At 71.4% G+C, this 21,593-nt stretch carries 18 protein-coding genes and 1 riboswitch; of the genes, 9 read left to right on the top strand and 9 right to left on the bottom strand.

The genetic code is table 11. The features are described from left to right. Positions 1-19 precede the first annotated feature (19 nt). On the bottom strand, positions 20-841 hold the full coding sequence (locus tag ABD793_RS27510; protein WP_344865082.1) for an FHA domain-containing protein: 822 nt from the start codon (positions 839-841) through the stop codon (positions 20-22). Beyond that, positions 838-2,625 (bottom strand): serine/threonine-protein kinase, encoded by a 1,788-nt coding sequence (locus ABD793_RS27505; protein WP_344865080.1) that lies wholly within the window; start codon positions 2,623-2,625, stop codon positions 838-840. Before ABD793_RS27505 ends, ABD793_RS27510 begins: the two co-directional genes overlap by 4 nt. A gap of 339 nt (positions 2,626-2,964) precedes the next feature. Here ABD793_RS27505 and ABD793_RS27500 point away from each other — a divergent pair, with 339 nt between their 5' ends. From ABD793_RS27500 to ahcY, 3 genes are all read left to right on the top strand, one after another. After that, entirely contained in the window at positions 2,965-3,231 is a 267-nt protein-coding gene (locus ABD793_RS27500) for a DUF3040 domain-containing protein (RefSeq protein ID WP_344865078.1), read from the top strand. A 345-nt stretch (positions 3,232-3,576) separates the two neighbouring features. Continuing rightward, positions 3,577-4,611 carry a DNA polymerase IV gene (locus tag ABD793_RS27495; RefSeq protein ID WP_344865076.1) on the top strand — a complete coding sequence of 345 codons (1,035 nt, stop codon included), beginning with the start codon at positions 3,577-3,579 and terminating at the stop codon, positions 4,609-4,611. A gap of 56 nt (positions 4,612-4,667) precedes the next feature. After that, positions 4,668-4,745: riboswitch (S-adenosyl-L-homocysteine riboswitch) on the top strand. A gap of 97 nt (positions 4,746-4,842) precedes the next feature. After that, positions 4,843-6,303, top strand: a complete 1,461-nt coding sequence (gene ahcY / locus ABD793_RS27490; RefSeq protein ID WP_344865074.1) for an adenosylhomocysteinase — start codon at positions 4,843-4,845, stop codon at positions 6,301-6,303. A gap of 193 nt (positions 6,304-6,496) precedes the next feature. Here the strand turns inward: ahcY and ABD793_RS27485 are convergent, their stop codons facing one another. Together ABD793_RS27485 and ku are read right to left on the bottom strand one after the other, a co-directional pair. After that, positions 6,497-6,709 carry a hypothetical protein gene (locus ABD793_RS27485; RefSeq protein WP_344865072.1) on the bottom strand — a complete coding sequence of 71 codons (213 nt, stop codon included), beginning with the start codon at positions 6,707-6,709 and terminating at the stop codon, positions 6,497-6,499. Between the two features lie 1,008 nt (positions 6,710-7,717). Further along, the gene (gene ku / locus ABD793_RS27480) at positions 7,718-8,611 is read right to left on the bottom strand and encodes a non-homologous end joining protein Ku (RefSeq protein WP_344865070.1); all 894 of its coding nucleotides are present in this window, start codon (positions 8,609-8,611) and stop codon (positions 7,718-7,720) included. A gap of 237 nt (positions 8,612-8,848) precedes the next feature. Between ku and ABD793_RS27475 the strand changes: the two genes are divergently transcribed. From ABD793_RS27475 to ABD793_RS27465, 3 genes are all read left to right on the top strand, one after another. Then, positions 8,849-9,502, top strand: coding sequence for a TetR/AcrR family transcriptional regulator (locus ABD793_RS27475; RefSeq protein WP_344865068.1), 654 nt, complete (start codon positions 8,849-8,851; stop codon positions 9,500-9,502). 47 nt (positions 9,503-9,549) lie between these two features. Beyond that, positions 9,550-11,283, top strand: coding sequence for an ABC transporter ATP-binding protein (locus ABD793_RS27470; protein WP_344865066.1), 1,734 nt, complete (start codon positions 9,550-9,552; stop codon positions 11,281-11,283). Positions 11,284-11,390: 107 nt separating this feature from the next. Then, on the top strand, positions 11,391-13,280 hold the full coding sequence (locus ABD793_RS27465) for an ABC transporter ATP-binding protein (RefSeq protein WP_344865374.1): 1,890 nt from the start codon (positions 11,391-11,393) through the stop codon (positions 13,278-13,280). A 48-nt stretch (positions 13,281-13,328) separates the two neighbouring features. Here the strand turns inward: ABD793_RS27465 and ABD793_RS27460 are convergent, their stop codons facing one another. The 4 genes from ABD793_RS27460 to ABD793_RS27445 form a co-directional block, all read right to left on the bottom strand. Then, entirely contained in the window at positions 13,329-15,077 is a 1,749-nt protein-coding gene (locus ABD793_RS27460; protein WP_344865064.1) for a pyruvate dehydrogenase, read from the bottom strand. Positions 15,078-15,177: 100 nt separating this feature from the next. Continuing rightward, entirely contained in the window at positions 15,178-15,543 is a 366-nt protein-coding gene (locus ABD793_RS27455; RefSeq protein ID WP_344865062.1) for an SPW repeat domain-containing protein, read from the bottom strand. A gap of 46 nt (positions 15,544-15,589) precedes the next feature. Then, complete coding sequence (locus ABD793_RS27450; protein WP_344865060.1) at positions 15,590-15,952, bottom strand: STAS domain-containing protein; 363 nt, start codon at positions 15,950-15,952, stop codon at positions 15,590-15,592. A gap of 166 nt (positions 15,953-16,118) precedes the next feature. Beyond that, the gene (locus tag ABD793_RS27445) at positions 16,119-16,817 is read right to left on the bottom strand and encodes a DJ-1/PfpI family protein (RefSeq protein ID WP_344865058.1); all 699 of its coding nucleotides are present in this window, start codon (positions 16,815-16,817) and stop codon (positions 16,119-16,121) included. Between the two features lie 123 nt (positions 16,818-16,940). Here ABD793_RS27445 and ABD793_RS27440 point away from each other — a divergent pair, with 123 nt between their 5' ends. From ABD793_RS27440 to ABD793_RS27430, 3 genes are all read left to right on the top strand, one after another. After that, positions 16,941-17,918: a GlxA family transcriptional regulator gene (locus ABD793_RS27440; RefSeq protein ID WP_344865056.1), complete on the top strand. Its 978-nt coding sequence runs from the start codon at positions 16,941-16,943 to the stop codon at positions 17,916-17,918. A gap of 935 nt (positions 17,919-18,853) precedes the next feature. Further along, entirely contained in the window at positions 18,854-20,104 is a 1,251-nt protein-coding gene (locus ABD793_RS27435; RefSeq protein ID WP_425548782.1) for a YibE/F family protein, read from the top strand. A gap of 78 nt (positions 20,105-20,182) precedes the next feature. Further along, entirely contained in the window at positions 20,183-20,464 is a 282-nt protein-coding gene (locus ABD793_RS27430; protein WP_344865052.1) for a hypothetical protein, read from the top strand. Between the two features lie 479 nt (positions 20,465-20,943). Here the strand turns inward: ABD793_RS27430 and ABD793_RS27425 are convergent, their stop codons facing one another. Continuing rightward, complete coding sequence (locus ABD793_RS27425; protein WP_344865050.1) at positions 20,944-21,591, bottom strand: hypothetical protein; 648 nt, start codon at positions 21,589-21,591, stop codon at positions 20,944-20,946. Positions 21,592-21,593: the final 2 nt, after the last annotated feature.

The raw sequence follows: 21,593 nt of genomic DNA, 5'->3' as shown, positions 1-21,593 counted from the left end.
TGCGCCGCGCGGACCCGAGTCAACCAGGCGGTACCGGGACCCCTCCCGGATCGTCGTCACCCGCCGGTTCGAGCAAAGCCAGGTCCGGCGGGACCAGCGACGTGGACAGCAGCAGTTCCTTGATCAGGTTGTCGTTGAGCGCGTTGCCCACCGGTTCACCGACCTCCTCGCGGGTCAGGCCGGGGACGCCCGCCCGCACGAGCCGGGTACGCACCGCGGCGACGAGGTGTTCGACCCGTTTGCTGCTCCACGGCTTGTCCGGCCGCAGCTCGGTCAGCTGCTCGGCCACCTGCCGCCAAGCCAGCGGCTGCGGATACGGGTCCTGCAACAGATACCGCTGCGCCAGCGAGACGAGCACGAACCGCTCGTCCGGCGTCAGCCGCCACATCCGCGGCGGCTCGGTGACATCCAGCGGCCGCGAGTCCGGGGGACGGCCGTCCGCGCCCGCGACGTAGAGCTCCAGCAGGTGCTCGCGGCCTGCCGAACCACGGACGAACGCCGCGGTGTAGCCCTCTGCCAGCGGCACCGGCTCCTCCGCCGGGAACAGCAGCCGCGAACCGGGCAGCCGGATCGGCAGCCTGCCGGTGTTGTGCATCCACCAGAGGTCGTCGTGGCGCACCAGAAGTCCCTGCCGCCTGCTGACCTTGCGATCGTCCTCGCCGACGCACACGTGCACGTCGTCCCGGTTCCGTCCGAAAAGGACTTCCCGGCCATCGCGCGGCGGCATGCGCACGCCGCCGGCCACAGTCAGCGCGAAAACGGTGCCGGGCGCCGAGGGCGGCACGCCGTGCGCGAGGCTGCCGTAGCCGGAGTCGAGGGGTTCCGACGGGTCCGCGGTCATGTCTTCGGCAGTTTCGCGACGACGTCGCCGGCCAGCGTCGTGGCCGGCGTGCAGAGGCTCTCGGGTGGCGGATCTCCGTGCACCACCACCAGGACCTGTTCCACCGCGGCCTCCCCGTGCGCGTCGGTGTAGCTGCGGAAGACCAGCAGCGCCCGGCACGAGTCACCGGCGTCGCGGTCGGGTTCGAGATAGGCGTCGTGGCCTGCCACCCGGACCAGCTGCCCGGCGTCCCCGTCCGGCGGCTGGTCCCGGTCGAACAGCACGGTGACCGCGCGCCGGGACGCCGCGCTGTCCCAGTCACACGACCAGTTGCCGTAGCCGGGCTCGATCTTCACCGGCTCGGCGACGCCGGCCGCGCCGGTCACCGAGCCCGGATCCACCAGCGAGCACGCGTCGAGGCGCGCGAGCGAGGTGTCCGGCAGGGGCGTGCTCCGCGGCGGGACCCCGGCCACCGCGAGAACCTTCGTGGCCGACGCGACAGCCACGTCCGCCGCGCCGCACAGGTCGATCTGATAGCCCTGGTCCGCGCCGACCGTCACTCGCACGAGGTACCGGTCTTGAAGCTGGATCAGCCGCGCGCACTCGCCGTCCTGCACCGGGTCGCCGAACACCGCGAACGGCCCGGACTGCGTCCGGGTGCCTTCCGGCGCCGCGCCGTCCGCAGGCGGGTCCTGCAGTTCGACCTTGACGTCGGCCTCCAGATCTTCTCCCCGGTGCAGGATCACGTCGCAGCGGTCGAAATTGCCGTAGTCCGGGTCCGCCTCCGGATCACCGAACCGGCGCAGCGGCACCGTGTCCACGAGCCGGCACGGATCGGCCGCATGCGGATCGGCGCCGATGCCGAGCCGGGTCGGCTCGGCGGCAGGGGCGCCCCGATCGGGACGCACCACGAGGAACGCGGCGGCGAGCACCGCGACCGCCGCGACGACCACTCCGGCGACCACGAGCCGGCGGCGCCGCTTCCGCGGTGCAGACGCCGGGATCGGCAGCAGGTCGATCCCGTCGGCCAGCAGCTCGCCGGCCGCCGAAGCAGTGGGTCGCTCCGCGGGGTCCGGGCTCATCAGCCGGGTGAGTGCCGGGGCGAGCGCATCCGCGTGCCGCGCCGGCGGGACGACTCCCGCCGCGGCCCTGCGAATGGTCGCGAACTCGTTGCCACCGGCGAACGGCGGCGTCCCCTCGACCGCGGCGTACAGCGTCGCGCCGAGGGAAAAGACGTCGGAAGCCGAGGACGGCGGATGGCCCTGCGCCACCTCCGGGGCGAGGTAGTCCGGGGTCCCGCCGATCAGCGGCGAATCGGTGACCGTCTGGTCGGTGCGCACCGACCGGGAGATGCCGAAGTCGGTGAGTTTCACCTGCCCGTCGGGGGTGATCAGGACGTTGCCGGGTTTCACGTCCCGGTGCTCGATACCGTGCGCGTGCACCGCGGCCAGCCCCGCCGCGATCTGCACGCCGATCCTCGCGGCCACCCCCGGCGGCTGCCTGCCCTCGGCGGCCAGTATTTCGGCGAGACTGCGCGACGGCACGTACTCCATGACCAGCCACAGCTCGTCGCCCTCGGCCGAGACGTCGAAGAAGGTCACCACGTTGGGATGCAGCACGCTGGCCGCCAGCTGGGCTTCGCGGCGCAGCTTGCGGCCGCTGACCGCGTCCGACAGCCGGGCCTGCTTCAGTGCGACCTCGCGGCCGAGCCGTTCGTCGTGCGCCCGCCAGACCACGCCCATGCCCCCGCTGCCGACTCGTTCGAGCAGCCGGTAACGGCCGGCGATCAGCTGGTCCCCGTGCACCGACGCTCCCCTCGGTGTGGTCCGACCCGGTGACGTAACTCGCAGTGACGATACTGCATCACGCCGTGTGGCAGAAGGCGGCCTGGCAGGCTTAGGCCACGCGAAAACGGCGCGCCACCCCCGCGTCCGCCACTGTGGACGGTCCGCAGTGGACACTCCGGACCGGCCGGAGCCGCCGCGCGGGCCCGGGAACCCGCTGGTCCTGCACCCAGCGTGACCACGGACGGCGCCGGTCACCCCGGCTGCGCCTGCCGGGTGAATCCCGGCCGGCGCGGTTGGCGCACCCCCGGCGGGGGTATTTCCCCGTCAACGGCGGGTGGGCCGCCGAAGGAGATCTCCATGCTCAGTCACCACGAACGCGCCGAGCTGGACAAGATCGAGCGCTGGTTCGAGACCAGCGACCCCGCACTGGCCGCGGTGCTCCGCCGCGGCTCCCCGCCGAGGGCGGCCCCGCTCACCCTGCTCATCGTGCTGCTCGACACCGCCGCCATCGGCCTGCTGGTGACCGGCATGCTGGCGGCCAGCCCCGCCCTCACGCTCTGCGCCCTGCTGGCCGGCGCCGGCGGGGTCGCCGCGCACGTCGCGCGCTGCCAGGGACAGGACTGAGTCACCGCAGCACCGCTCGCCTCGACCAGCCACACGCACCGCGGCGCAACCAGCCACCGCTGCACGCACCGCGCGCCAGGCAGCGCTGAATCACCGGCCGACCGCAGGAGCGGCATATCCGCCACCGCCGTCGGTGCACGTTGGTCGAAGCCGGCGGGTGAGCGGCTCCCTGCCAGGAGTCGGCGCATGACCGGCCCCGGTGTGTCCGCGGACCCGGCCGGAATCGGCGGGTGACCGGCTCTCGCCGTCCGTGAGCGTGGCCGGGCCGGCTCGCGGACCGTTCCCGCCGTCCGCAGCCCCGGATTCCGGGTGCGGGGACCGCCCCGCGCACCGCACACTGGTGACGTGTCCGCCTGGGTCCTGCACGTCGATCTCGACCAGTTCATCGCTGCGGTCGAGATGGCCCGGCGGCCGCAGCTGCGGGGACTTCCGGTGATCGTGGGCGGCAACGGGGATCCGGCCGAGCGCGCGGTCGTCGCGACCGCCTCGTATCCCGCGCGCGCGTTCGGGGTCGATTCGGGAATGCCACTGCGGCTGGCCGCGAAGCGCTGTCCGGACGCCGTGTTCCTGCCGGTCGACGCGCCGGTGTACCAGGAGGTTTCGGACCGGGTGATGGCGCGGTTGCGGGAGTTCCCGGTGGTCGTCGAGGTGCTCGGATGGGACGAGGCGTTCCTCGGGGCGGACACCGGGGATCCCGAGGCGCTCGCCGCGGACGTGCGCCGCGGGATCGAGGAGGAGACCGGATTGTCGTCGTCGGTCGGGATCGGGGACAACAAGCTGCGCGCGAAGCTCGCCACCGGGTTCGCGAAACCGGCCGGGATCTTCCGGCTCACGCAGGAGAACTGGTGGGACGTCATGGCCGACCGCAGCACGGACGCGTTGTGGGGCATCGGGCGCAAGACCGCCAAGAAGCTCGTCGACGCCGGTTACCGCACCGTGCTCGAGCTCGCCGCAGCCGATCCGGACGCACTCGCTGCGCGGTTCGGCCCGCGGCTGGGCCCGTGGTACCGGCTGCTCGCCGGCGGTATCGGCGACACCGAGGTCAGTGCGACGCCGTACGTCGCGCGGTCCCGCGGGCGGGAGACGACGTTCCAGCAGGATCTCACCGATCCGAGCCGGATCGCAGACGAGATCGGGGTGCTGGCCGCCCGTCTCGCCGAGGACGTCGCCGAGGAGGGCAGGCCGGTCGCGCGGGTGGCGGTGAAGGTCCGGTTCGCGCCTTTCCACACCCACACGCACAGCGTCACGTTGCCTGCCGCGTCTTCGGATCCCGCCGTGCTGGACCGTGCCGCGCGAGAACTGCTCGACCGTTTTCCGCTCGGCGAACCGGTCCGGTTGCTCGGCGTACGAGCCGAGTTCCCGCGCGAACCGGACGCTTGACAGCCTCGCCCGCCGGTTGCCACAGTGGATTCGACGCGCCGGATGCGGCGCGGCCGCGAGCCGAGAGGCGCTGCGACGGGAAGTTTCCCGCCACGCTCGGCACGCGAGTTCCCGGCCAAGGGCGCCTCCTGCGAAGGAGGCGCCTTTCTTGGTTTCCCGGTGGCTTCCCCGGAATCCGCATGGCCTCCTGCTCCCGCACCCAGCCCTGTGGAATCGGAAAGGGAATACCCGATGAGCCCGAAAACCCGGACCGTGGACGGCATCGAGTTCGCGGTCGCCGACCTGGCACTGGCCGAGGCCGGACGTGCCCAGCTGCGCCTGGCCGAGCATGAAATGCCCGGCCTGATGGCGATCCGCCGCGAGTTCGCCGAGGCACAGCCGTTGCGCGGCGCCCGGATCGCCGGTTCGCTGCACATGACCGTGCAGACCGCCGTGCTGATCGAGACACTGGTGGCACTCGGCGCCGAGGTGCGCTGGGTGTCCTGCAACATCTTCTCCACCCAGGACGAGGCGGCGGCCGCGGTGGTCGTCGGCGAGGAGGGGACGCCCGAACACCCCACCGGCACCCCGGTCTTCGCGTGGAAGGGCGAAACCCTCGACGAATACTGGTGGTGCACCGATCTGCTCTTCCGGTTCCCCGGCGGCGCTGCGCCGAACATGATCCTCGACGACGGCGGGGACGCGACCCTGCTCGTCCACAAGGGAGCGGAGTTCGAAGCGGCGGGCGCGGTACCGCGGCCGGAGGAGGACGACCCGGAAGAGTACCGGATCATCCTGCGCACCCTCGCCGCGAGCCTGGCCGAGGACCCGGGGCGGTTCACCCGGATCGCCCGGGAGATCCGCGGGGTCACCGAGGAAACCACCAACGGCGTCAAACGGCTCTACCAGCTCGCCGGGCAGGCCGCACTGGCATTCCCCGCGATGAACGTGAACGACTCGGTGACGAAGTCCAAATTCGACAACCGGTACGGTATCCGGCACTCCATGGTGGACGGACTCAACCGGGCCACCGACGTGATGATCGGCGGCAAGCTCGCCGTCGTGTGCGGGTACGGCGACGTCGGCAAGGGCGCGGTGGCCGCACTGCGCGGACAGGGTGCGCGCGTGGCGGTGACCGAGATCGACCCGATCTGCGCGCTGCAGGCCGCGATGGACGGGCTCGACGTGGTCGAACTGGACGATGTGGTCGAGCGCGCCGACATCTTCCTCACCACCACCGGCGGGTTCGGCATCGTGTCCACCGCGCAGATGGCCCGGATGAAGCACAACGCGATCGTCGCGAACGTCGGCCACTTCGACCACGAGATCGACATGGCCGGGCTGGCGAAGGTCCCTGGCGTCCGCCGGACCGAGATCAAACCCCAGGTGCACGAATGGCTTTTCCCGGACGGGCACGCGATCCTCGTGCTGTCCGAGGGCAGGCTGATGAACCTCGGCAATGCCACCGGGCACCCGTCGTTCGTGATGTCCGCGTCGTTCGCGAACCAGGTGCTGGCACAGATCGAGCTGTTCACCAAGCCCGGCGAGTACCCGGTCGCCGTGCACCGGCTGCCCAAGCACCTCGACGAGAAGGTGGCGCGGCTGCACCTGGACGCACTCGGCGCGCGGCTGACCCGGCTGAGCAAGGCGCAGGCGGAGTACCTCGGCGTGGACGTGGACGGCCCGTACAAACTGGACCACTACCGCTACTGAGGCGCACCGGGCCGGGTTTCGTGTGCGGCGATGAAAGGGTCCTCCGGCTCCGAGGGGGAGGGAGAGCCGAAGGACCCCGTTAGTGTTAGCACACTGCCAACCCGGTTGTACACGGCGCCACACACGATCGGGTAAGGATCACGAACTCGCGGGGCGCCTTCGCCACGGAACCCGTAGCCAAGGCGCCCCGCGGTCAGGAAGCCCGCCGCAGCGCCGGACCGAGTGAGCCATGCGGGACGCAGCCGCAGCCGGGGTCGACGGCGTGGCAGTCGATGATCAGGCCGTGCCGGATCCGGTCCAGATCCGCGCACCCGGGATCGGTGCACTCGGCGAAGCCGCCGTCCGGGTGCACGACGAGTGTTCCGTGACAGTGGTCGATGCCGTCGGTGCAGAACGCGCATTCCATGCTCAGGCCGCCTTCCGCTTTCGGGCGATGCCCGGACGCACCACCAGGCACTCCCGGGCCGGACGACTCCTTGGTACCACCGGGAACCGGCGAAGCCCGGCATACCCGCGGCGTGTCGGCAGGCCCCCAGCCGACCTGCACGGCCACCCTGCTCAGCCCCCTCACACCGACGAGTGATGCAGGCCCGCCCCCACCGAACGACGTCCGGGCGAGTAGTCAAACCAGGCGGCCGGCGCCGGCCAACCGCTGCCCGGGTACTGGGCGCCCGGCGCCAGCCGACCGCTGCCCGGGTACTGGGCGCCCGGCGCCGGCCGACCAGCACCGCGCGGCGGATGCCAGGTGACCGACGCCAGACCGTCAACACCTCGCGGCCGGTGCAGGTGACCGACGCCAGGCGGTCCAGCACCGCGCGGCCGGTGCCGAACCGGCTCCGGCCGAGGCCGAACCGGCCTCGGCCGGAGCGAAGTACCCGTCGACTGCCCCGCGCCGGCACCCATCGAGCGCCGCCCACATCAGGCACCCGCGGTCACCGCGCGCTGGACACCCTCTCCACGACCCCTATCGTCAGCCACCCCGACCGCCGCGGGCCACGCCTTCCCACCACCGTCGCAGTCACACACCCCGCCACCACACGTCAGGCACTCCTCGCACCGCCACCACAGCCAGGTACCCCTCTCACCGCCACCACGCGCCGGGCACCATTCTCACCGCCGCGGCGGTGAGACAGCCCCGATTGCACGCTCCGCGGACAAGAGCGCGGTCGAGCACCTTCCTGCCGCCGCGGGCAGGATCCCGGTCACCTCGCTCCGGGGACCTTTCTCGCCCCGCTGCGGTCAGGCTGCCTCGACGCCACGGGTCGCACCGGCCCACCGCCGCTGCGGTCACACCCCGGCACCGGGCACCCGTCCCGGCACCGGTGCGGCCAGGCACCGGGCGCCGTTCCCCGGACCCCCGGAAATCAGGCATCCCCAGTCAGCGCGCGCCGGGACTTTCCCGCCACGCCTGCGGTCAGGCGCTCTTCGGCCGTCGGGGGCGGGTTGCCGGTTTCTTCGCGGACGGTTTGCCGTCGTTCTCGGTTGTGCGCGGGCGGGATGCGGACGGCTTGCGGCTCTTCGACGGCTCACGGGATTTCTTCGCCGCCGACACGCTGGCTTCCAGCGCCGCCATCAGGTCGACCACCTCGGCCTTCTCGCCCGGCGGCCGGGGCTGGGCGGTCTCGCCACCGCCCGCCTTCGCCTCGATCATCGCCTCCAGCGCCTCGCGGTAGCTGTCGGAGTACTTCTCCGCTTCGAACACCGGCTCGGACAGCGAATCGATCAGCGAGCCCGCCATCGTCAGCTCCTGCGGGCGCACCTGCGGCGGATCCTCGCGCAGAAAGGCGAAATCGGGTGTGCGGACCTCGTCCGGCCACAGCATCGTGGTCATCACCAGCACGTCGTCGACCACGCGCAGCAGCGCGAGGCTCTCCCGCTGGCGCACCGCCACCTTCGCGACCGCCACGTGGCTCGCCTTCTGCAGCGCGTCGCGGAGCACCACATACGGCTTCACCGCGTTCTTCTGCGGCTCCAGGTAGTACGTGCGGTCGAAGCGGATCGGGTCGAGCGATTCCAGCGGCACGAACTCCAGCACGTCGATGGTGTGCTGCGTCGGCAGTGGCAGTTCGGCGAGGTCGGCGTCGGTCAGCACGACCATCTCGCCGTCCGGCAGTTCGTACCCCTTGGCGATCTCGGCGTAGGGCACCTCCTCGCCGTCCACCGTGCAGAACCGCTTGTACTGGATCCGCCCGCCGTCGGCGGCGTGCACCTGGCGCAGCGAGACGTTCTTGTTCTCGGTGGCCGCGTACAGCTGGATCGGGATGCTGACCAACCCGAACGAGACCGAGCCCTTCCACATCGACCGCATGCCGCGCACCTCCGCCGGTCGCCGGTACATCCTCACGCTCGGTAACAACCGTAGCCCGGATCGTCCGAGTACGACAGTCCGCGCACTTCCCCGGGGCTCCGTCCCGCCTGCCCGGCCCGTGCGACGGACGGAAATCCGCCCGCTACGATCACCGAGTGTAGCCTGTAGTCGGATGCAAGATTTCGCGATACGCAGAATTCTTCGCGGCCCGCAATTTTCCTTGCTATCCTCGCCGCCGTGTCCACCGCCCCGATGCCCGGCCTGCGCGAGCGCAAGAAGCAGGCCGCCCGCCGGTCGCTCGCCGAGGCGGCACTGCGGCTGGCCCTCGAGCGCGGGCCCGACCAGCTGCGCGTCGAGGACATCGCGCACGAGGTCGGCGTGTCCCCGCGCACATTCAACAACTACTTCTCCAGCAAGGAGGAGGCGGTCTGCTCGTTCATCGTGGACCAGCAGGAACGGGTGCGGGAGGCGCTGCTGGCCCGGCCGGCGCACGAGCCGCTGTGGGATGCGGTGATCACCGCGGCGGTGGAACGGCAGGTCGCCGAGGGCACCCCCCGGCGCGAGGACGTGTGGCGGATCCGCGAGATGATGCACCACGCCGGCCTGTTCGGGGAGATGCTGCGCGCGCACGTGACCGTGGAACGCGTGCTCGCCACGGCGATCGCCGAACGCGCCGGGGACGGCGCAAATCCGTTGCACGCGAGGATGCTGGCGGGGATCGTGCAGAGTGCCGCCCGGATCGCCTTCCACACCTGGCTGAACTCGGACACCGCCGAGGGCTATCTGTCCGCGTTCACCGAACTCCTGCGGGAAGCGCAGGCAGGGATGCCGGCGCTGACCGCCGTGGCGGCGCACACCGCCGTGGCGGACCGGAGCGCCGCCGCGTCCTGAACCATCCGAACCGGACCACCACCACTTTATTGGGGGAGAACACGACCGTGCTGGTCAGACTGCTGCGCAGGCATCTGCGCCCCTACCGCGCCGCGCTGTGGCTCGTCGTCGTGCTGCAGCTGGTGCAGACGATCGCCGGGCTGTACCTGCCCACGCTGAACGCGGACATCGTCGACAACGGCCTGGTGAAGGGCGACACCGGCTACATCATGCGGGTCGGCGGCGTGATGCTGCTGATCACGCTCGTGCAGATCGCCGGCTCGGTCGGTGCGGTGTACTTTGGCGCGCGCACCGCGATGGGGCTCGGCCGCGACGTGCGCGCGGCGATCTTCCACCGCGTGCAGGACTTCTCCGCCCGCGAGGTCGGCCAGTTCGGCACGCCGTCGCTGATCACCCGGACCACCAACGACGTCCAGCAGGTCCAGATGCTGGTGCTGATGACGCTCACGCTGATGGTCTCCGCGCCGATCATGTGCATCGGCGGCATCGTGCTCGCGCTCAACCTCGACCTGCCGCTGTCCTCGCTGCTGCTGGTCATCGTGCCGGTGCTGGCGGTCCTGCTCGGGTTCATCATCGCCCGGATGCGCCCGGCGTTCCGGCTCATGCAGGTGCGCATCGACAAGATCAACCAGGTGATGCGCGAGCAGATCATGGGCATCCGGGTGATCCGGGCGTTCGTGCGCGACCGGCACGAACGCGAGCGGTTCGACCGGGCCAACGACGACCTGCTCACCGTGTCGCTGCGGGTCGGCAGGCTGATGGCGCTGATGTTCCCCACCGTGATGCTCGTGATGAACGTGTCCAGCGTCGCGGTGCTGTGGTTCGGCGGGCACCGGATCGACAGCGGCGGCATGGAGATCGGGGCGCTCACCGCGTTCCTGGCCTACCTGCTGCAGATCCTGATGTCGGTCATGATGGCCACGTTCATGTTCATGATGGTGCCGCGTGCGGAGGTCAGCGCGGAGCGGATCAGCGAGGTGCTGGACACCGAGTCGAGCGTGCGCCCGCCGGTCTCGGCGATCTCCCCCGGCACCGTGCACGGGCACCTGGAGCTGACCGGCGTCGAGTTCCGCTACCCCGGCGCGGAGAAGCCGGTGCTGCAGGACGTGTCGCTGCTGGCGAGGCCGGGTGAGACCACCGCGGTCATCGGCAGCACCGGCAGCGGGAAGACGACGCTGCTGAACCTGATCCCGCGGCTGATGGACGCGACGAGCGGCGCCGTCCGGGTGGACGGCGTGGACGTGCGCCGGCTCGACCCGGCGGTGCTGTCCGCGACCGTGGGCATGGTGCCGCAGAAGCCGTACCTGTTCGCCGGCACGATCGCCAGCAACCTGCGCTACGGCAATCCGCACGCCACCGACGAACAGCTGTGGCACGCGCTGGAAGTGGCGCAGGGCAAGGACTTCGTGGAACGTATGACCGACGGCCTCGACTCCCCCATCGCGCAGGGCGGCACGAACGTCTCCGGTGGCCAGCGCCAGCGGCTCGCGATCGCCCGGATGCTGGTGCACCGCCCGGAGATCTACCTGTTCGACGATTCGTTCAGCGCACTGGACTACGCCACCGACGCGGCACTGCGCCGGGCGCTGACCGGCGAGACGCGCGAGGCGACGGTGGTCATCGTGGCGCAGCGGGTCAGCACGATCCGCGGTGCGGACCGGATCATCGTGCTCGACGACGGCCGCGTCGTCGGCACCGGAACCCACCACGAGCTGATGGACGGCAACGAAACCTACCGGGAAATCGTGCTGTCGCAGCTGACCGAACAGGAGGCGGCGTGAGCGAGGAGACCGCCGCAGCGGGCGCCGTCGCGACCGACACCGGCGAGCGCGCCACCGCGACCCGCAACGAGCAACGCGATCAGGCCGGGCGGTTCATGACCGGCGGGATGCCGCCGGAAAAGCCCATGGACTTCAAGGGTTCGCTGGTCCGGCTGCTGCGCCTGCTGCGACCGCAGCGCGCGGCGCTGCTCGGGGTGCTCGTGCTGGGCACCGCCAGCGTTGCGCTGACCGTGATCGGGCCGAAGGTGCTCGCACAGGCCACCGACCTGATCTTCGCCGGCGTGCTCGGCCGGGGCCTGCCCGCGGGCGCCACGAAGGAATCCGTGGTCGCCGGGCTGCGTGCGCGCGGCGACGGCACGATGGCGGACCTGCTCACCCGGGTCGACCTGGTGCCCGGCCACGGCATCGACTTCACCGCGGTCGGCCGGGTGCTGATGCTCGTGCTGGCGCTGTACGTGATCGCCTCGTTCTTCGGGCTCATCCAGGCCCGGCTCACCACGAGCCTGGTGCAGAACGCGGTGTACCGGCTGCGCCGCGACATCGAGGAGAAGTTCGCGCGGCTGCCGTTGCGGTACTTCGACAGCCAGCCACGCGGTGAGGTGCTCAGCCGGGTCACCAACGACATCGACAACCTGGCGCAGTCGCTGCAGCAGACGCTCTCGCAGATCGTCTCGTCGGTGCTGACCGTGCTCGGCGTGCTGGTGATGATGTTCGTGATCTCGCCGCTGCTGGCGATCATCGCGCTGCTGACCGTGCCCGCCTCGGTGTTCGTGGCCGCCAGGATCGGCAAGCGGGCGCAGCCGCAGTTCATCCGGCAGTGGTCCACCACCGGCAGGCTCAACGCGCACATCGAGGAGATGTACACCGGCCACTCGCTGGTCAAGATCTTCGGCAGGCGCGCGGAGTCGGAGCAGGTGTTCCGGGAGCAGAACGACGAGCTGTACTCCGCCGGGTTCCGGGCGCAGTTCATCTCCGGCACGATCCAGCCGGCGATGATGTTCATCGGCAACCTGAACTATGTGCTGGTCGCGGTGATCGGGGTGCTGCGGGTGGCCTCGGGCAGCCTGTCGCTCGGCGACGTCCAGGCGTTCATCCAGTACTCGCGGCAGTTCAGCCAGCCGGTCACGCAGATCGCCAGTATGGCCAACCTGCTGCAGTCCGGCATCGCTTCGGCGGAGCGGGTGTTCGCGCTGCTCGACGCGAAGGAGCAGGAGCCGGAGCCGGCCCGGCCGGCGCGCCCGGCCCTCGTGCGCGGCCGGGTCGGGTTCGAGCACGTGTCGTTCCGGTACCGACAGGACACGCCGCTGATCGAGGACCTCTCGCTCACCGTCGAGCCGGGACAGACGGTGGCCATCGTCGGCCCGACCGGCGCGGGCAAGACCACGCTGGTCAACCTCCTGATGCGGTTCTACGAGATCAACGGCGGCCGGATCACCCTCGACGGCGTGGACATCGCCGCGATGGACCGCGAGGAGCTGCGCGACAAGACCGGCATGGTGCTGCAGGACGCCTGGCTCTTCGGCGGCACGATCGCGGACAACATCGCCTACGGCGCCGACGACGTCACCCGCGAGCAGGTGATCGAGGCGGCCACCGCGACCTATGTGGACCGTTTCGTGCGGACCCTGCCCGACGGGTACGACACGATCCTCGACGACGAGGGCGACACGGTCAGCGCGGGCGAGAAGCAGCTGATCACGGTCGCGCGGGCGTTCCTGGCCGCACCGGTGATCCTCATCCTCGACGAGGCGACCAGCTCGGTGGACACCCGCACCGAGGTGCTCATCCAGCGGGCGATGAACTCGCTGCGCACCGGCCGCACGAGCTTCGTCATCGCACACCGGCTGTCCACGATCCGCGACGCGGACGTGATCCTGGTGATGGAGAACGGCAGCATCGTGGAGCAGGGCGACCACGAGACGCTGCTGCACTCCGGCGGCGCCTACTCCCGGCTGTACGCGGCCCAGTTCGCCGAGGCGATGGCCGAGACGGACTGAGCCGGCACCGGGTGGCCGCGTCGGGTCCGGCGCGGCCACCCTGGCCGTTCAGGGGCGCGGGATGTTGCGCAGGTTGGACTTCGCCAGCTCCAGCATCTTGCCGACGCCACCGCCGAGTACCGTCCTGCTCGCCGCCAATGCGAAGCCGCGGACCTGGCTGGCGGTGATGTTCGGCGGAATGGACAGTGCACTGGGATCGGTGACCACGTCGAGCACGGCCGGGCCGTCGTGCGCGAGGATCTCGCGGATCCCGTCGCGCACCTCCCCCGGTTTCTCCACCCGGCGCGAGTGCAGACCGGCGGCACGGGCGAGTGCGGCGAAGTCCACCCGATCGTGGTCGGTGCCGAACTCCGGGAGCCCGTCCACCAGCATCTCCAGCTTCACCATGCCGAGCGAGGAGTTGTTGAACACCACCGCTTTCACCGGCAGCGCATGGGTTTTCAGGGTCAGCAGCTCGCCGAGCAGCATGGCCAGCCCGCCGTCCCCGCACATCGCCACCACCTGACGGCCGGGCGCGGCCGTCTGTGCACCGATCGCGTGCGGCAGTGCGTTGGCCATACTGCCGTGCACGAACGAACCGAGGATCCGGCGGTGCCCGTTCGGCGTGACGTAGCGGGCCGCCCACACGTTGCACATGCCGGTGTCCACTGTGAACACCGCGTCCGCGGCGGCCTCCTCGTCGAGCACGTCGGCGACGTATTCCGGATGCAGCGGCACGCGCTGCGAGACTTCTTCGGTGTAGGCGTCCACCACCCGCTGCAGGCTGCGTTCGTGCTTGCGCAGCATGTCGTTCAGAAACGAGCGCTCCGTACGACGGCGCAGCTTCGGCAGCACCGCGCGGATCGTGGCCCCGACGTCGCCCTGCACTCCGAACTCCAGCACCGAGCGGCGGCCGATCCGGGCCGGATCGATGTCCACCTGCACGGTGTTGCGCTGCGGCAGGAAGGTGTCGTACGGGAAGTCGGTGCCCAGCAGCAGCACCAGATCGGCCTCGTGCATCGCCTGGTAGCAGGCGCCGTACCCGAGCAGACCGCTCATCCCGACGTCGAACGGATTGTCGTACTGCACGAACTCCTTGCCCCGCAGGGAATGCCCGACCGGGGCGCCGACCGTGTCGGCGAGGGAGAGCACCTCGTCGTGAGCGGCTCGGCAGCCTGCGCCCGCCATGATCATCACCTTGTCCGCGCGGTCGATCCGCTCGGCGAGGCGGGCCACGTCGTCCTCGGCGGGCAGCATCGCGGGCGGGCTGCCGAGCGGGCCGGACTCGCCGGTGGGGTGCGCGGCGGATTCGTGCGCCACATCGCCGGGCAGCACGAGCACCGCGGCGCCGCGCCGGCCCACTGCGTTCTGCACCGCGATCCGCGCCAGCCTCGGCATCTGCTCGGGGATGCTGACCAGCTCGCAGTAGTGCGAGCATTCGGCGAACAGCTGCTGCGGATGGGTTTCCTGGAAGAAGCCGGTGCCGATCTGCGCGGCCGGGATGTGCGAGGCGATCGCGAGCACCGGCGCACCCGAGCGGTGCGCGTCGTAGACCCCCTGCAGCAAGTGCAGGTTGCCGGGGCCGCAGCTGCCCGCGCACACCGCGAGCCGCCCGGTCAGCTGAGCCTCCGCCGCGGCGGCGAACGCGCCGGCCTCCTCGTTGCGCACGTGTATCCAGTCGATCCCGCCGCGGGCCGAGCCGCCGGAGCGGCGTACCGCGTCCACCACCGGGTTCAGGCTGTCGCCCACCACCCCGTAGATCCGGCGCACGCCGGACTGCACGAGAACTTCGATCAGCTGATCGGCCACCGTCGCCATTTCCGGTCCCTTCGTGAGGTTCCCCCGCAGTCTGGCATCGATCCCGCAGGGCCGCCGAGGCGTGGCAGGAGCGGTTCGCCGGAGTGCGCGGCTGAGCGGGTCAGCGACGACGGACCAGCAACGTGACGCCGGCCGCGACCACGACCACGCCGGCGATGAGATTGCCGGTGAACGCGGCCGAAGACGGGGCGGTTTCGTCGCTGTAGCGCAGGACCAGCGGGGAGACTGCGGCCCACGCCCCGAGCACCGGCACGACCCAGGTCAGCGCCGGCAGCCGGAGCGCGGCGAGTACCACGATCGCCAGCCCGGCCACCGTATTGCTCACCGCGAGTTCCGCGGCACCGCCGTAGCGGGCCAGCCACGGCCCGGCGATCAGGTACAACCCGGCCAGCACCGCGAGTCCGGCCGCACCGCCGACGAGCGGGCCGACCGCGTGCCGGGCGGCGCTGTCGTGTCCGCTGGACATCTCGGATCACCTCAGCAGAATTCGGTTCTCTGCCGGAGTACCCGGATCAGCGCGTGGCCACGCCCGCAGCCGCACATGCCTCCCGCAACCGCGGCCGCACCGGCACAGTGGTGGCGATGCCGGACACGGCGAACGCGCGCAGCACGAGCGAACCGGTCGCGACCACGGAAAGCGCCGGACGCGCGCGGCTGGTTTCCTCCAGCGCGCGCAACCCGGCACAGCTGAGATAACCGACCCGGGACAGGTCGACGACCAGCTTTTCGCCCGCCCCGCACGCGTCGGACAGCACGGCGCGGAAATCCCCCACCGAAGCCAGATCGATTTCTCCCGCGGCGGTCACCAGCACGACATCACCGTCACGGACGGTGGTCAGAAGAGTGAGGCCGTGCTTCCCGCGGCGTGGGCCCATTACCGCGACGGTACGCGCCCGAGATGACCGGTCAAGAGCTTCCGTGGGGCAGGTCACCGGGATGGACGCGTGATTCCGGCGCAGGTGCACGTGCATCCCGTGCAAGCGCGGTTTCCGGCCTGCACGGGCACGGCTTCGCCTTCGTTCCCCCGCGTCCCCGACCCGTTCACGCGTAGGCGAGCAGCTTCTTCCGTAGCTCCGGTGCGTCCGCGAGGCCGTCTCGCAATGCGTGTTCCCGGAGCGACTGCAGCCCTTCGCGCGGCGCCTTGTCCCAGTCGAGCGGGCCGTGCGGTGGTTGCGGATCGTATTCGATGCCGAACTGCACGCCCCGCGCGACGTCCGGGCCGGCCAGCCGGTCGACGAGGTGCAACGCAAGATCGATGCCCGCGGACACCCCGGCGGCGGTGATCACCGGGCCGTCCTCCACCCACCGCCGCGCCACCGGCGTGGCCCCGAAGGCGCGCAACAGATCGCGGAACATCCAGTGCGTGGTGGCTTCCCTGCCCTCGAGCAGGCCGGCTTCGCCGAGCAGCAGCGAGCCGGTGCACACCGACGTCATCAGCTCGGCCCCGGCGGCGGCGCGCGAGAGGTATCCGATGAGCGTGCCATCGGCCATCGCGCGCAGCGTCGGGCCGCCACCACCGGGCACCAGCACCCACGACGGATCCGGAACCTCGGCGAAGGTGTGACTCGGCGCGATCTGCAACGGTGAGTCCGTCCCGATCGTCTCCCGCGTCTCCCCCACGACCACCACGCGAACCGACGGATCCCCCGCCGCGTAGCCGCTCAGCACCTGCAGCGGTCCCACCAGATCCAGGGTGGTGAGCCCCGGGTACACCACGAAAGCGAACGTCTTCTCGGTCATCTCGGCCCTTCTTCCCCGCCACGTTCCGGTCATCGTCGCGCGGCACGGACCGGCCCCGGACCGGGTTGTCCGAAATCCTGCGAACCCTGTCGATCGGCCTGGTGAGCTGCTAGCGTGCCGGACATGCCGGGACCCGCACGGCAGGTCGTGATCGTCGGTTACGCCGAGGCCGAGCTGCTGGACATCGCGTGTGCTTCGGACGTGCTCGACGCGGCCAACCGGCTCGGCGCGCGGCGACCGTACGAGATCCGGCTGGCCACCGTCGACGGACGGCCGTTCGCGTGCCAGTCCGGGCTCACCCTCACCCCGCACCTGCGGCTGGACCAGGTCCGCGGTGAACTCGACACGATCATCGTCGCCGGTGGCCTCGGCCATCGCGCGGCCGCGGGCGACCAGCGGCTGCTCGAGCACGTGCGGCGGCTGGCGCGCCACAGCCGGCGCACCGCGTCGGTGTGCACCGGTTCCACCGTGCTCGCCGCGGCCGGCCTGTTGAGCGGACGCCGTGCGACCACCCACTGGGCCTGCGCGGCACAGCTGGCCGAGCACTATCCGTCGGTGTCGGTCGATCCGGTTCCGCTCTTCGTGCGGCACGGGGACGTCTACACCTCGGCAGGCGTCACCAGCGGACTCGATCTGACACTCGCCTTCGTCGAGCAGGACCACGGCCCGACGCTCGCCCGCGAGACCGCCCGCACGCTGGTGACCTACCTGCAGCGACCCGGCAATCAGGCACAGGTGAGCATGTTCCTGTCCGGACCGCCGCCGGAACACCGGCAGGTCCGCGACCTGACTGCATACGTCGCCGAGCACCTCGCCGAGGACCTCGGCACGCCGGTACTCGCGCAGCAGGCGGGCATCAGCGCCCGGCAGCTCACCCGGCTGTTCGACGCGCACCTCGGCACCACACCGGGGAAATACGTACGGACGGTGCGCGCCGAGCACGCCGCTCGCCTGTTGTCCGGCACCGAACTGCCGCTGACCGCGATCGCCCGCCGCTGCGGCTTCGGCTCTACCGAGACGCTGCGGCAAGCGTTCCTCGACCACTTCGACACCCCGCCGTCGGCCTACCGGCGAGTGCACGTGCGTACCGCGTACGCCTGAGCGAAACGCCGGATACGCCCGGCTTCTCCCCCACCCGGTACGGGTGAACCAGCCGCGGGGAGGGCAGGATGTGCGCCGTGGCACCGCGCGACTACTCCGACGACAACCCCGGCGCCGCACGCCGGGACTCCGGCGAACCGTCGCCACCTCCCCAAGCTCGCCGCGCACGTGGCGAGCGTCCACCGTCCCCGGACGATCCGCGCCGCCGGGCACAGCCGCCCCGCCGCCCCCGCACGAGCGGGCCGGAACACCCGGTGGCACCGGACTCGGAGCAGCCACCGTGGCCCGGCCCCACGGACCAGCCGGGCTCACCACATCCGGCCGGCCAGCCCGGCTCACCGCAGCACTCCGGCCCATCCGGCCAGCCCGGCCCGCCGCAGCACTCCGGCTCATCCGGCCAGCCCGGCCCGCCGCAGCAGTCCGGCTCGTCCGGCCAGGTGGGCCGGTCGCGTTCGCCGCGGGACTCCGCTGCGGCGAACCGGTCCGGTCCGCCCGCACGCTCCGCCGCGTCCCGGCGTTCCGCTCCGCCCGACCGATCCGGCCTGCCGCCGCAGCCGGATCCGGCGGACCTGCCCCGCTCACCGCAGCGGCACGGTGGACCCGCGGAGGAAGCGAGCCGCCCCCGCCGCCCGCGGAGCACCGGTCCGTCCAGCCCGGAGGGCGGACCGGACCGGCGTGCGCCCAGGCCAGGTGAAACCCCGTCCCCGGGAGGCCGGCGCTCCGAAGGCCGCGCCGGTCCCGACACCGGCGAACGGCGCTTGCCCGACCGCAGCCGCACCGGTGCGGCTGCGCCCACCGGCCGGCGCCGGACAGCGTCAGGTGACGGTCGTGCAGCTGCTCCCGCATCGTCCGCATCGTCCACACTGTCCGAAGAGGACATTTCCGAAACGTCGGAGTCCTGGCACCGCAGGGTGTTCCGCAGCGCGTTCGGCGGAATGAACCACGGCCACGGACATGGGCACGGACATGCGCACGGCCCGGCGGCCCCGGCGTCGAAACGGGTCCGCACCCTGCTCATCTGGCTGCTCGCGCCGCTGGCGGTGGCGACCGTGGCCGGCATGATCGTGCTCTACCCGTGGGGGAAGTCGCTGCCGTCGAGTGCCGTCCAGCAGGGCACGCCGGTGGAGGCGACGATCGCCACCGCGGCCTCCGGCCCGTGCCTGCAGCCGGGCCAGGTACAGGTGGGAGCGCAACCCTCGCCGGACGACAAACCGTGCCTCACCGTGGATCTGCGGATGACCGACGGGCCGGCGTCCGGCAAAACGGTGCGGCTGACCGTGCCGATCGAGCCGAGCACGCCACGGTTCACCGCGGGGGACGACGTGGTGCTCGCCTACAACGGCGGGAACGCGCTGGATGCCGAGTCGTTCCAGCTCGTCGACTTCCAGCGAGGTACCCCGCTGGTGGTGCTGGCCGCGCTGTTCGCCGCGGCGGTGCTGGTGCTGGGCCGTTGGCAGGGGCTGGCCGCGCTCGTCGCGCTCGGGCTGAGTTTCGTGGTGATCGTGCTGTTCGTGCTGCCCTCGATCCTCGCCGGGGAGAACCCGCTGGTGGTCGCGATCGCCGGGGCGGGCGCGATCATGTTCGTGGCGCTGTACCTGACCCACGGGCTGTCCGCGAGAACGTCGGTCGCGGTGCTCGGCACGCTGGTCAGCCTGGCGCTGATCGGGGTGCTGTCGGCGATCTTCTCCGCGGCCGCGGCGCTGACCGGGCTCGACGACAGCACCACGACGCTGATCGGCTCGCTCGGCCACGGCATCGACGCACGCGGGCTGCTGCTGGCCGGTGTGGTGATCGGCGCGCTCGGGGTGCTCGACGACGTGACCATCACGCAGACGAGTGCGGTGTGGGAACTGCGCCGTGCCAACCCGTCGCTGGGCTGGCGTGAGCTGTACCGCTCGGGCCTGCGGATCGGCCGCGACCACGTGGGATCGGCAGTCAACACCCTCGTGATGGCCTACGCGGGCGCGGCACTGCCGGTGATGCTGTACTCCGCGATTTCCGGCGTCGGCCTCGGCGCGCTGCTCGGCAGTGAGGACATCGCGTCGGAGATCATCCGCACACTGGCCGGCTCGGTAGGCATCGTCGCGGCAGTCCCGGTCACCACGGTCCTGGCGGCACTGATCGCCTCCCGCGAACCGGTACACCACCTCATGAGCACCACAGATCTCGCGGAGTCACACCAGTAACAGCCATCCGCCCCCGGTCTCGCCCCAGCCCGGCCGGTGCGGTACGAAGACCGCCACCGCCGCACTCGAGGAGGGGCCGTGTTCGCAGCCGTCCTGGCCGGACCCCGGGTCACCGTGCACCTGCTCCGCCGCCTCTTCGCCGCGACGCTCGAAGCAGCCGAGTCGGTCCCCCGCATCGCCACCGCCCTGGACGACATCCGCGCCACCGTCCGCCACCTGGAACGGCTGCTCACCTACGTCGCCGAGGAACTCCCGGAACTGTCCGACCACCTGGACCGAATCCGCGCCCGCCTGGACGGTCTGGAAGCCCTGGAACGACAACGCCACCAAGCCCGCTCGGAAGAACCCGCCGACCGATAACCAACGACTCGCCGCTCGCAGCTGGCCGGATTTGAGTCCGGCAAACACTCACGAATAACCAGCGGTCAGCGAGTCCCGGCTGGCGGTCGGCGGCTCCGAGCCCGGGGCAAGCGGATCCGTCGGCAGGGACAGTCGGCCGGTCGGCTTCACGCGGGGCGCATTCCCCGGGGCGCCTGGGCCCTCGACGTCACCGGGCCGAACCCACAGCCAAACGAGACCCGGAAGCAAGCCGGACCCCGCCAGCAAGCCGCGCTCGTAGTCAGTCCGGGCCCGTAGACAGGCCGGACGCGGCAAGCAGGCACGCCCGGCGGGCCGAACGCACAACCAGGCCGCGCCCAGCGGGCCGGGCCCGAGCCGGTCCGGCCACGAGCCGGTCGGGCCACGAGCCGGTCGGGCCACGAGCGGGCCGGGCCGGATCGTGTCGGCTGGGGCAGGTGCTCCGTGGCCAGACTGCCCCCGGCGGCGGGGACGGGCACCGGTCAGTCCAAAGTGGTCACGAAGCGGCTGACTGCCTGCATCGGGAAGCGTTGCAGGTATCGGCCGGACGGGGCTCCGGCGGCGAGGCGGTACAGGGGGCGTTCGGCGACCGCGTCGCCTCGTGCTTCTGCGCGTAGTTCGGCTACCAGCAGTTCCGAGAACACCAGGCCGTTGGCGTCGGTGTTGTTCAGCAGCGCGTCGGCGATCCGGCGCAGTTCCAGCGGGCCGAGTTCGCGCCCGCCGGTGCCGGAGAAAACCGCCAGGTCCAGTTTCACCGCACGGCGGCGGTGGCCCGCGTTCACCAGGAGGCCGACCGTGCGCGTGCCGCGGACGTCGGTGACCACGACCTCCACCTCGGGTGCGGTGCCCAGATCCACGCGGCGCACACCCCACGTCCGGATCACCAGCGTGGTGCCCTCCAGCCAGATCCGGCGACGGAACGCGAACAGCGTCACGTACAGCATCGGCAGCCCCACCACCGCGGCCGCCACGAGTCCCGGCAGCTGCCCGCCGATCAGGCCTGCGATCCCGCCGAAGGCCGCGGCGACGATCACCACCCCGATGATCCCCGACCACAGCCGGCGGCGGCGCGGTTTCGGATCCGCCGCGAACAGCGGCAGCCGCTCCGGCGGAGTGCCGTCCCCCGGCACGC

Source organism: Amycolatopsis ultiminotia, assembly GCF_039536925.1.
Classification (GTDB): Bacteria; Actinomycetota; Actinomycetes; order Mycobacteriales; family Pseudonocardiaceae; genus Amycolatopsis; species Amycolatopsis ultiminotia.
Note: the sequence above shows the minus strand (reverse complement) of the source record. Positions and strands in the feature narration are given on the sequence as shown.

Excerpts from the sequence above, each read along its gene's own strand:
- ABD793_RS27510 (WP_344865082.1), bottom strand. The coding sequence starts at position 841 with ATGACCGCGGACCCGTCGGAACCCCTCGACTCCGGCTACGGCAGCCTC.
- ABD793_RS27440 (WP_344865056.1), top strand. The coding sequence starts at position 16,941 with ATGCCGGGACCCGCACGGCAGGTCGTGATCGTCGGTTACGCCGAGGCC.
- ABD793_RS27500 (WP_344865078.1), top strand. The coding sequence starts at position 2,965 with ATGCTCAGTCACCACGAACGCGCCGAGCTGGACAAGATCGAGCGCTGG.
- ABD793_RS27450 (WP_344865060.1), bottom strand. The coding sequence starts at position 15,952 with ATGGGCCCACGCCGCGGGAAGCACGGCCTCACTCTTCTGACCACCGTC.
- ABD793_RS27460 (WP_344865064.1), bottom strand. The coding sequence starts at position 15,077 with ATGGCGACGGTGGCCGATCAGCTGATCGAAGTTCTCGTGCAGTCCGGC.
- ku (WP_344865070.1), bottom strand. The coding sequence starts at position 8,611 with ATGCGGTCGATGTGGAAGGGCTCGGTCTCGTTCGGGTTGGTCAGCATC.
- ABD793_RS27465 (WP_344865374.1), top strand. The coding sequence starts at position 11,391 with ATGCCGCCGGAAAAGCCCATGGACTTCAAGGGTTCGCTGGTCCGGCTG.
- ABD793_RS27455 (WP_344865062.1), bottom strand. The coding sequence starts at position 15,543 with ATGTCCAGCGGACACGACAGCGCCGCCCGGCACGCGGTCGGCCCGCTC.
- ahcY (WP_344865074.1), top strand. The coding sequence starts at position 4,843 with ATGAGCCCGAAAACCCGGACCGTGGACGGCATCGAGTTCGCGGTCGCC.
- ABD793_RS27485 (WP_344865072.1), bottom strand. The coding sequence starts at position 6,709 with ATGGAATGCGCGTTCTGCACCGACGGCATCGACCACTGTCACGGAACA.
- ABD793_RS27445 (WP_344865058.1), bottom strand. The coding sequence starts at position 16,817 with ATGACCGAGAAGACGTTCGCTTTCGTGGTGTACCCGGGGCTCACCACC.
- ABD793_RS27435 (WP_425548782.1), top strand. The coding sequence starts at position 18,854 with ATGAACCACGGCCACGGACATGGGCACGGACATGCGCACGGCCCGGCG.